Annotated in this window: 1 protein-coding gene; it reads left to right on the top strand. The window is 59.6% G+C overall.

Annotation, left to right across the window (positions count from 1 at the left end):
- Positions 1-111 precede the first annotated feature (111 nt).
- Positions 112-1,620 carry an integrase catalytic domain-containing protein gene (locus AC3WL8_RS39830; RefSeq protein WP_211979615.1) on the top strand — a complete coding sequence of 503 codons (1,509 nt, stop codon included), beginning with the start codon at positions 112-114 and terminating at the stop codon, positions 1,618-1,620.
- Positions 1,621-1,745 lie beyond the last annotated feature (125 nt).

Below are 1,745 nucleotides of genomic sequence, written 5' to 3'. Positions count from 1 at the left end.
CGGCGCATTGACTCATCAGAATTGCAACTCGCGCTGACCTGTTGCCTCACGTAGTTTGCTACCCGTCGGATTGTCCGGCGGGAGCGGCACGAGGTGACGAGGCAAATCAGCATGACGACACGCAAGGAGTTGGTCGCAGCATTGCAATTGCGGTATGGCAGCGCGACGTTCGGTGACCGGGTCAGGATCCTCGACGAGTTCGTGGCTTTGACCGGGTATCACCGCAAACACGCCATCCGGTTGTTACGACAAAAGCCCGGCGCGGCAAAGGGGACGAGCGAGCGCAACCGGCTATATGACGAAGCGGTACGCCAGGCACTGACAGTGTTGTGGGAAGCTGCCGACCGGGTCTGCGGCAAGCGACTACAAGCGCTGATACCGAAGCTGGTTGATGCCATGGAGCGGCACGGCCATCTCGACCTGAATCCAGTCGTCAAGGCCAAACTCCTGCAGATCAGCGCGGCGACCATCGATCGCATGCTAGCCAATGCGCGTGCGCACATCGATGGGCAGCGCAAACGGCGTACGGGAGTGGGCTCGGGCATCCGGCGCAGCATTCCAGTGCGTACCTTCGCCGACTGGCGCGATCCACCACCTGGCTTCTTCGAGATCGACATGGTCGAACACTGCGGCGGATCGAAGATAGACGGTGAATTTGTCCACACCCTCACGCTGACTGATATCGCCAGCGGCTGGACAGAATGTGTGGCCATGCGAGTACGTAACCAGATGCTGGTGATTGAAGGATTTGAGAAGGCGGCTGCCGATCTGCCATTCGCGATGCTTGGAGTTGACTCGGATAATGACAGTGCGTTCATGAACCAGAGCGTCCTCGACTACTGCAAGGGCCGTGGCCTTGTGCAGACGCGCTCGAGGGCCTACAAGAAGAACGACCAGGCCTGGGTGGAGCAGAAGAACGGCGCCGTCGTGCGGAGGCTTGCCGGCTATGGCCGGCTGAGCGGTGTCGATGCCACGAACGCGCTGGTGCAGCTGTACGCTTCATCGCGGCTATACATTAACTTCTTCCAGCCTTCGTTCAAGCTGAAGTCCAAGACGCGTGACGGCGCGCGCGTACACAAGGTCTATTTAGCGCCGGCGACGCCGTGCGATCGGCTTCTGGCACACGACAGCGTCGCCCCCGCTATCAAGGAGAAGCTGAAGGCACAGTTCAAAGGCCTCGATCCTGTGCGGCTGCTGCAGGAGATGCGAATGGCTCAGCAAACATTGAGCGAGTTCGCAGCTCACGGTGTGTGTGCTGAAGCAGCGCCAGCCGGTGAGTCAGACGTTGCGGTCTTCCTCGCCGGCCTTTCTTCGGCATGGAAGGAAGGTGAGGCACGTCCAACACACCGGAAGCATCCGAAGGCAAAGCACTGGTGGCGAAGTCGGGTGGATCCGTTCGCCGACGCGTGGCCGCTAATCGAAGGATGGCTGATTGCAGAGCCCTCAGTGCCGGCCAACGTATTGATGGATCGGTTGGCCTCGATGTTTCCAGAAGCGTACGCGAGTAAGGCACAACTACGAACGCTGCAGCGCCGGGTCAAGGCGTGGCGAGCAGAGCGCGTGAAAGAACTAATTCTGGGTGACCTGCGAAAGTCCGCTGACGCGTCAGCCGAAGTGTGAGTTACGGAAAAGTTAAAAGTCGCCGGGGGCCGGGCGCTCCGCGCCCGGCAAACCACGAAAGAAGAGAAGAAAGAAAGCGAAACGACAACAATTCGTCAGGTAACATTCCTTCGTGAGGCAACACG

This window comes from Cupriavidus sp. FW305-F7 (assembly GCF_058782875.1).
This window is presented reverse-complemented; position numbering and strand designations above follow the sequence as displayed.

Coding starts and splice junctions, on each gene's coding strand:
- AC3WL8_RS39830 (WP_211979615.1), top strand. CDS start 112: ATGACGACACGCAAGGAGTTGGTCGCAGCATTGCAATTGCGGTATGGC.